The organism is Methylobacterium sp. D54C (genome assembly GCF_053345595.1).
The window spans coordinates 130,879-137,620 of the sequence record NZ_JBKFAK010000014.1 but is presented as its reverse complement, the minus strand read 5'-3'; the positions used below and the strand labels follow the sequence as shown (position 1 = coordinate 137,620).

The following is a 6,742-nucleotide window of genomic DNA, read 5'->3' as shown; positions in this document are numbered from 1 at the left end:
GGGCAGGCCGCGCCGGCGGCCCGGGCGACGCCGGCTCCGGCCCCCCGGGAGGCCGGCACCAGCACCGGCGACTTCCTGCGCGACACGGTCCGCGGCTCGGTCGCGGCCCCGCGGCCGGCACCGGTCGCGGAGCCTCCGGTGTCCGAGGCGGCCGCGGCGGACGCGCCCGGCGCGCCGCCTCGGACCGAGCCTCCGCCGCCGCGCGCGATGGCGCCGGCGCCGCGCCCCCGGCCAGCGGCCACGCCGCAGCTCTGAGACCCGCGGGGCCGGCCGGTGCGGCCCGGCCTCGCTCATCCGACGAATCCACGCCTGACCGGCCCCCGCTGCACAGGTCCGGCAGGTCATCGACAGAACCACCAGCAGAGCGAAGTGAGAGGGGCCCCATGGGATCGATGCGGAACGCGTTCATCTACGCGGCCATCCTATCGACGCTCCCGCTCCCCGCGGCCGCGGCGGAGACGTGCCGCGACCATTACCGGAGCGAGGGGACGCCGATGCTCCAGGCCATCACCTACAAGACGTGGATGATCTTCCCCTCGGTCAGCCCCAGGGCCGCGTTCGACCGGGTGACGCGGGCGGTCCTGGCCGAGGGGTTCGTGGGCGTGCACGTGGAGAAGGCGCTCGGCACCCTGACGGCCCAGCAGGAGACATCCGGTTCGGGGCGACCGCAGACGTTGCGGGTCGTCGTGCGCAAGGCCGGGGCGGGCAGCCGGGTCGACGCCCTGTTCATGGTGCAGGCCGGCCAGATCGGTCAGGACGTCGACCAGAACCTGTGCCGCATCGTCGATGCCGCGGCGCAGTAGGCCCCCGATGTCGACCGGCTCCAGGCACGCGGCCCAGAGGCGAGGTTCCGATGCGCGGTCCGGTGCGAGCTTCGGGGCGAGGTTCGGGGCGATGCTCAGCGCGGGGCCGGCCGTGACGCGCCTCCCGGCGGCCACCCTCGCCGCTGCCCTCGCCGCTTTCCTCGCCGCAACCCTCCTGGCGCCGTCGTCGGCCCGCGCGATCGACTGCCGCAAGGCGGCCAGCCCGCTCGAGCGCATGATCTGCGCCGACCCGGCGCTTCGGAAGGCGGACGCCGCCCTGGGTGCGGCCTATTCCGGCCTCCTGCACAGCACGGACGACGCCGAGATCCGCGCGATGCTGGTCGCCAGCCAGAAGCGCTGGGTGGCGGCCCGGGACACGTGGCTCGGCGACCTGGACGCGGCCGACGCGCGCGCCGTCGTGCTGAAGGCGATCCGGGCACGGACCGAGGACCTGTCCGGCCGCTCGAAGAGCGATCCCGCCCGACCGCACTGGATCGCGGCGGCGCTGCGGCAGCGGGCCTTCGCGGCGCGGTTCACCGGCGGCCCCTTCGCGGGGTTCGACGCGGCGTGCGACTTCCTCCCCGTCGGGCGGGACCGGGTCTACGGGTGCTTCGGCAGCCGGCGCTACCAGAACGGCGACCGGGTCTGCACGCTGTCCGACGACTGGGCGAGCGGCCACACCTCCGAGACGCGCACGGTCGCGCGGGTCGTCGACGGCGCCGCGCGCACGGTCGCGACCTGCACGATCGGCGGGGGCGACGACGCGGAATGCCCGGGTCCCGACAACGCCGACGGCCGCTGGGCGCGGCCTGCCGCCCCGACCGTCGCCGGCGCGGCGGCACCCGCGGGACCTCGGCCCGTCCTCGACGTCGAGCTGGCCCCGGACGCCGATGCCGAGACCTGGCTCTCGGTGTGCCTGACCGACCCCGCCTATCCGCCGCCCGACCCGGTTCCGGCGGCCCGGACGGCCCCGGGATCGAGCCCGCCCGCGCCCGCGGGCGCCCCGAGCAGCCGGTGACGATGGGACCGCACGCCCCCACGCCCGATCCGGCCCCTGCGCCGGCCCCTGCGCCGGCCCCTGCGCCGGCCCGGGGCCGCCGGCACGCTCTCGGTGACTACGACGGGCGATGGCGAACTGCCCGAGGTCCACGAATACGGAGTCGCGTGCCGATGAAACGGATCCTGCGGGCGCTGCCGCTGATCACCGTGACGGGCCTGGCCGCGACCGCCGCGGTCGCGGCCCCCATTCCCCCCTGCGCGGCCGACGCCGAGCGGCAGGCCCTCAAGCTGCTGCGCTTCCACAGCGACGGCGACACGCGGGCCACGGTCGATTCCGCGTCCGTCCGGTCCGTCGGCACCGTCGCGTCCCTGGTCGGGACGCGGCGCTTCCAGGTGATCGAGGTGGAGGGCAGCATCTACAAGGGCGCGTATCGGATCCGGCTGATCTACGCGCCGATGCCCGGGAGCTGCGTGCTGATGGGGCAGGAGATCCTCGAGCGCTCCGATCCCTACTGAGCACCGGCCCGCGGCCGGCCCTCCGGCTGCCCCGCGGGCGCTCTCCTCAGCGCGTGCCCAGGCAGCCGGTCCCGGGCGCCGGCAGGACCAGCCAGGCGCCGCCCGCGTAGAGGCGCCGGACCGCGCCCGGCGCGGCGGGCCGGAGCACCAGGTACGCGCGGCCGGCCGAGACCAGGGCCCCGTCGTCGGCGGCCGCCAGGGTGCCGGGGTTCCCGAGCGCCACCACGGTCTCCGGCTGGACCGCGAGGGCGGTCAGCGCGGTCACGCCGAGCCCCCCGGCGAGCGCCGCCGCGACGGCGCCGACCGGCAGGCCGCGCCGCGGGCGCCGATCAGTAATCGTAGGCATGCTCGAACCGGCCCCCCGCGGCCTCCACGGCGCGGATCTGCGCGACGAGCTGCTCCACCGCGGTGTCGTAGCCGACGCGCTGCCAGCCCGGCTCGGACTGGATCGGCATCGCGAACAGCGGCTCGGCCCCGCCGAGGGTGACCGTCCGGCCCGGCGGCAGGAGGACGGTGGTGAGGATCCGGTGGTTGCCGGCGATCTCCAGGACGATCCGGCCCCGCGCGCCGAGGCCCCGGACGATCTCCGTGAAGGCCCGGTAGCGCGGCGTCTCCATCAGGGCGGCCGGGCCGCCGTCGCCGGCCGGGACGGGGCCGAGGAGAGTGATGCGCGGGTCGGCGGCCGCGTCGCCGGCATCGAGCCCCGCCACGACGCTGCGGATCGTCAGGCCGGCCGGGTCCATCCCGGCGAGCCACGCGATCCCCTGGGCGTAGGCCCATTTCACCCCGTATTGCAGCGTGAGCGCGCCGCGCCGCTCGACCGCCCGCAGGGACGGCGTGAACGGGACCTCGTGCCAGAGCCGCGACAGCTCCGCGTCGAACGGGTAGCGGTACCAGGGGGTCTGGCGCAGGAACGCGGCGTAATCCCCGAGCAGCCGGGCGTTGAACCGGTCCTCGTCCGTCGGCTCCGGCCCCCGCCACCGCGCGGTCAGCGCCCCGAGGGTGCGCTCGTAGGCGCCCTGGATCAGCATCTCGGCCGTGAAGCTCAGGCCGATCACGTAGTTGGTGACTTTCTGGCCCGCGGTGACGTCGCCGGTGCGCCCGGCCGCCCGGGTCGCTCCGCACAGGCTCATCCAGAAGCCCGTCGTCGCCGCCCAGTAGTCGAAGGCCGATTCCGAGGCGGAACGCGTCACCCCGGCGAGGTCCGCGTAGGCGTGGACGATGTCCCATTCGGGGAAGGTGAGGTAGCTGTCGCCGGCCGCGCGCTTGTAGCCCTCGGGGGCGATCCCGAAGCGCGAGCCGCCCGCCGAACGCCCCGGCCCGGCGGGATCGGGCCTGACCGTGCAGCCCCCCTCGATCGCCGCGACGGGCAGGGCGCAGGCGAGGACCAGAACGGCGAGGCCGGCGACCGCCCAGCGGACGACCCGTCGCCGGCGACGGGGGGGCCGGGGGCTCACGCGGCGACCCCGGCCGCGGTCCGGGCGCGCCACGGCCACCAGCCGAGCACGACGCCGGCGAGGCCGAGGCTCAGGTGCGGGCCGTTGGAGAGGAGCGGGCTGTCCTGGAAGCCCTTCAGGAACAGCGACAGGTCGAGGAAGCTCGACCCGGTGAGCACGCCGACGACGCCGTCGAGCAGGTAGATCGCCCCGAAGGCCCGCAGGAAGGTCACGGCGGCGGAGCGCGACCACAGGCCGGCGGCGAGCGCCCACAGGCCGGAGGCGAGGTGGAGCGCGTCCTTGTAGACGTCGAGCCGGAACAGGCCGAAGACGCGGCCCTCCGCGTCCCGGAAGGCCGGGACGTAGTCGGTGGCGGCGGCGAACAGCAGGATGGCCGCGAAGGCGAGGGCGGCCACCTGCGGGGGCGTGGGTCTCATGGGCGTCTCCTGAGTCGGCACGCGCGGCCCGCGCGAGGCGGATCCGTGCCGGGGCGCGGTCAGGCCATGTAGGTCGACCACAGGGCGTTCCGGAACAGCAGCCCCGGATCGTAGCGGCGCTTGGCGGCCACGAAGGCGTCGAGCCTGGGATAGGCCCGGGCCATCTGGTCGCGCCGGGCGTGCAGGCGGTAGGGCAGGTAATAGGCCCCGCCGATCGCCACGACGCGCTCGATCAGGGCCTCGGTCATGCGCATCATCGCGGCCTCGTCGCCGGGGGTGAGGCCCTGCGAGAACGACATCACCGCGCCGATCCGCGGGCCCGGCGCGTAGGCCAGCGCCGAGTCCGGGTCCGCCGCCACGTAGCGCAGGGTGACGTTGAGGCAGTCGCAGCCCGAGCGCGGGATGGTCTCGCGGCAGGCGACGAGGAACGCGTCGAAGCCCTCGGGCGGGACGAAGTACTCGTGCAGGATGTCGGTGCGGCTGCGGTCGCGCGAGGCGAGGTTGGCCACCGGCTCGTTCATCAGGCTGTTGCGGGTGGCGAGGCCGGGATCGAGCGTCGGGTTGAGCCGGGTCTCGGCGATCCAGCGGGCGCGCTTGCCGAACTCGCTGCCGACCTGGGCCCGGTAGATCTCCCGCGAGACCGCCGAGAACGCCCCCTGCGCGGCCGCCGCGGGCAGGACCTGCGGCGGGTGCTCGGCCTCCGCGTAGGTGACGAGGATCGCCTCGTCGAAGAAGCTGGCCTGCGCGACCGAGAGCCGGCCGTAGGCCATCCGCAGGCGGGCGTCGCGCGCCACCGCCGCCGCGAAGGCCGGCGCGAAATCCGCGGCCGGCATCACCGCGAAGGTCGGCGTCAGGAGGCGGTTCGGCACCATCTCGACCACGAGGTCGACCACGATGCCGAACAGGCCGTAGCCGCCCATCGCCAGCCCGAACAGCTCGGCGTTCTCCTCGCGGGAGCAGGTCACGAGGCTGCCGTCGGCCAGGACGAGGCGGAGGGCGCGGACGGTGGAGCCGAACGGGCCGTGCGGCGCGGGCCAGCCGTGGGCGTTGACGCAGAAGGTCGAGCCGACCCCGAAATCGCTGTTCGACTGCATGACCGTCGGCGAGTAGCCGATCCGGTCGAGCTGCCGGATGACCTGCGACCAGCGCGCGCCGGCCCCGACCCGGTAGAGGCCGGCGGCTGTGTCGGGCTCGATCGGGCCGCCCTCCAGGGTCACGGCCGTCCCGTCGCGGGCGAGGCTCTGGCCGCCCATGGAATGGCGGGCGACGCCGACGGCGACCGGCCGGCCGGCGGCGGCGGCATCCCGGATCTCGGCGCGCACGGCCTCGATCAGCGCGTCGGTCGAGCCCGGCGGGAGCACGGCGTGGCGCGTCACCGGGGTCGGGTTGAGGCCGCTCGCGTCGTTGAGGATGATCCGCGGCGCGGCCCGGGCCGCCCGCGGCAGCAGCGCGGCGGCCGCCGCGGCGCCGCCGCCCGCGAGGATCCCGCGCCTGCTCGGTCCTGTCCCGGCCATGCCCACCCTCGATTCGCGCCGGCGGGGCGACCGGCTCGCCCCGCCGGCCAACCCTGCGACGGGTTCGGATCCGGCGGCGTGAGATCACGCACGGAGCGCGGTCCGCCGCCGGCCGGGACGATGCCACGCCGCCCCCGGCGCGGTCGAGCACCCGCGCTCCGGCCGTCGGCGCCACGCGCCGATCCGTCCTCAACCGCGGTTCCTCGACGGGTCGCGGATCGCGACGTTGACAGGCGTCCGACGCCGCGGCACGGCGGCGGAGGACCCGCGTGGCCGGAGCCCACGATCGCCGAGGAGGGAGATCCGCCATGCCGTCAGGCGCTTCGAACCGGACGGCAGGGGAGGCCCCGCGGCCGGAGCGGGAGCCGGTCTTGCTGCAGGATCCGCACGCCGTCCGCGAGCCGCGCGAGAACAACCTCGAGCGCGCGATCGGCCACGCGGTGCGCGAGCGCCGGAAGCGCCTCGGCATCACCTCGGCGGACCTCGCCGCGACGACCGGCCTGTCGCCCGGCATGCTGTCGAAGATCGAGAACGGCAACATCTCGCCGTCCCTGACGACGCTGCAGCTGCTCGCCCAGGCGCTCGGCATGCCGATCACCGGCTTCTTCCGCGGCTACGAGGAGGTCCGCAACGCGGTCTTCGTCAAGGCCGGGGAGGGGATCGAGCTGGAGCGGCGCGGCACGCGGGCCGGGCACCAGTACAACCTGCTCGGGCACATCCACGAGAACACCAGCGGCGTGACGGTCGAGCCGTATCTGATCACGCTCACGACCGATTCGGACGTGTTCCCGACCTTCCAGCACCCCGGCCTGGAGTTCCTCTACATGCTGGAGGGCGAGGTGCTGTACCGGCACGGGGACCGGCACTTCCACATGCAGCCCGGCGACAGCCTGTTCTTCGACGCCGATGCCCCGCACGGGCCGGCGGAGCTGCTCGTGCTGCCGGCCCGCTACCTCTCGGTGATCGCGTATCCACAGTCGGGCCGCACCGGCTGACGGGCCGCGTTGTTCTCAGGAAGAAATCTTATTTCTTGAGGG

At 75.3% G+C, this 6,742-nt stretch carries 8 protein-coding genes and 1 pseudogene; 5 read left to right on the top strand and 4 right to left on the bottom strand.

The features are described from left to right. The 4 genes and pseudogenes from ACLBYB_RS22760 to ACLBYB_RS22745 form a co-directional block, all read left to right on the top strand. Window positions 1–255: pseudogene (locus ACLBYB_RS22760) on the top strand (hypothetical protein); the annotation flags it as partial. A 128-nt stretch (window positions 256–383) separates the two neighbouring features. Next, window positions 384–803, top strand: coding sequence for a hypothetical protein (locus tag ACLBYB_RS22755; protein WP_056530795.1), 420 nt, complete (start codon window positions 384–386; stop codon window positions 801–803). 91 nt (window positions 804–894) lie between these two features. Then, window positions 895–1,821 carry a lysozyme inhibitor LprI family protein gene (locus tag ACLBYB_RS22750; RefSeq protein ID WP_447700138.1) on the top strand — a complete coding sequence of 309 codons (927 nt, stop codon included), beginning with the start codon at window positions 895–897 and terminating at the stop codon, window positions 1,819–1,821. A 152-nt stretch (window positions 1,822–1,973) separates the two neighbouring features. After that, window positions 1,974–2,318, top strand: coding sequence for a hypothetical protein (locus tag ACLBYB_RS22745; protein WP_447700137.1), 345 nt, complete (start codon window positions 1,974–1,976; stop codon window positions 2,316–2,318). A gap of 46 nt (window positions 2,319–2,364) precedes the next feature. On the opposite strand, the gene ACLBYB_RS22740 is transcribed toward ACLBYB_RS22745, so the two are convergent. From ACLBYB_RS22740 to ACLBYB_RS22725, 4 genes are read right to left on the bottom strand one after another with little or no spacing between them, the layout of a single operon-like run. After that, complete coding sequence (locus ACLBYB_RS22740; protein ID WP_447700136.1) at window positions 2,365–2,664, bottom strand: hypothetical protein; 300 nt, start codon at window positions 2,662–2,664, stop codon at window positions 2,365–2,367. Next, window positions 2,648–3,775: a hypothetical protein gene (locus tag ACLBYB_RS22735; protein WP_447700135.1), complete on the bottom strand. Its 1,128-nt coding sequence runs from the start codon at window positions 3,773–3,775 to the stop codon at window positions 2,648–2,650. Before ACLBYB_RS22735 ends, ACLBYB_RS22740 begins: the two co-directional genes overlap by 17 nt. Beyond that, on the bottom strand, window positions 3,772–4,191 hold the full coding sequence (locus tag ACLBYB_RS22730) for a DUF4383 domain-containing protein (protein ID WP_026605246.1): 420 nt from the start codon (window positions 4,189–4,191) through the stop codon (window positions 3,772–3,774). Before ACLBYB_RS22730 ends, ACLBYB_RS22735 begins: the two co-directional genes overlap by 4 nt. A 59-nt stretch (window positions 4,192–4,250) precedes the next feature. Then, window positions 4,251–5,705: an FAD-binding protein gene (locus ACLBYB_RS22725; RefSeq protein WP_447700134.1), complete on the bottom strand. Its 1,455-nt coding sequence runs from the start codon at window positions 5,703–5,705 to the stop codon at window positions 4,251–4,253. A gap of 308 nt (window positions 5,706–6,013) precedes the next feature. Between ACLBYB_RS22725 and ACLBYB_RS22720 the strand changes: the two genes are divergently transcribed. Then, entirely contained in the window at window positions 6,014–6,700 is a 687-nt protein-coding gene (locus ACLBYB_RS22720; RefSeq protein ID WP_020095167.1) for a helix-turn-helix domain-containing protein, read from the top strand. Window positions 6,701–6,742 lie beyond the last annotated feature (42 nt).

Coding starts and splice junctions, on each gene's coding strand:
- ACLBYB_RS22750 (WP_447700138.1), top strand. CDS start 895: ATGCTCAGCGCGGGGCCGGCCGTGACGCGCCTCCCGGCGGCCACCCTC.
- ACLBYB_RS22740 (WP_447700136.1), bottom strand. CDS start 2,664: ATGCCTACGATTACTGATCGGCGCCCGCGGCGCGGCCTGCCGGTCGGC.
- ACLBYB_RS22720 (WP_020095167.1), top strand. CDS start 6,014: ATGCCGTCAGGCGCTTCGAACCGGACGGCAGGGGAGGCCCCGCGGCCG.
- ACLBYB_RS22755 (WP_056530795.1), top strand. CDS start 384: ATGGGATCGATGCGGAACGCGTTCATCTACGCGGCCATCCTATCGACG.
- ACLBYB_RS22725 (WP_447700134.1), bottom strand. CDS start 5,705: ATGGCCGGGACAGGACCGAGCAGGCGCGGGATCCTCGCGGGCGGCGGC.
- ACLBYB_RS22730 (WP_026605246.1), bottom strand. CDS start 4,191: ATGAGACCCACGCCCCCGCAGGTGGCCGCCCTCGCCTTCGCGGCCATC.
- ACLBYB_RS22745 (WP_447700137.1), top strand. CDS start 1,974: ATGAAACGGATCCTGCGGGCGCTGCCGCTGATCACCGTGACGGGCCTG.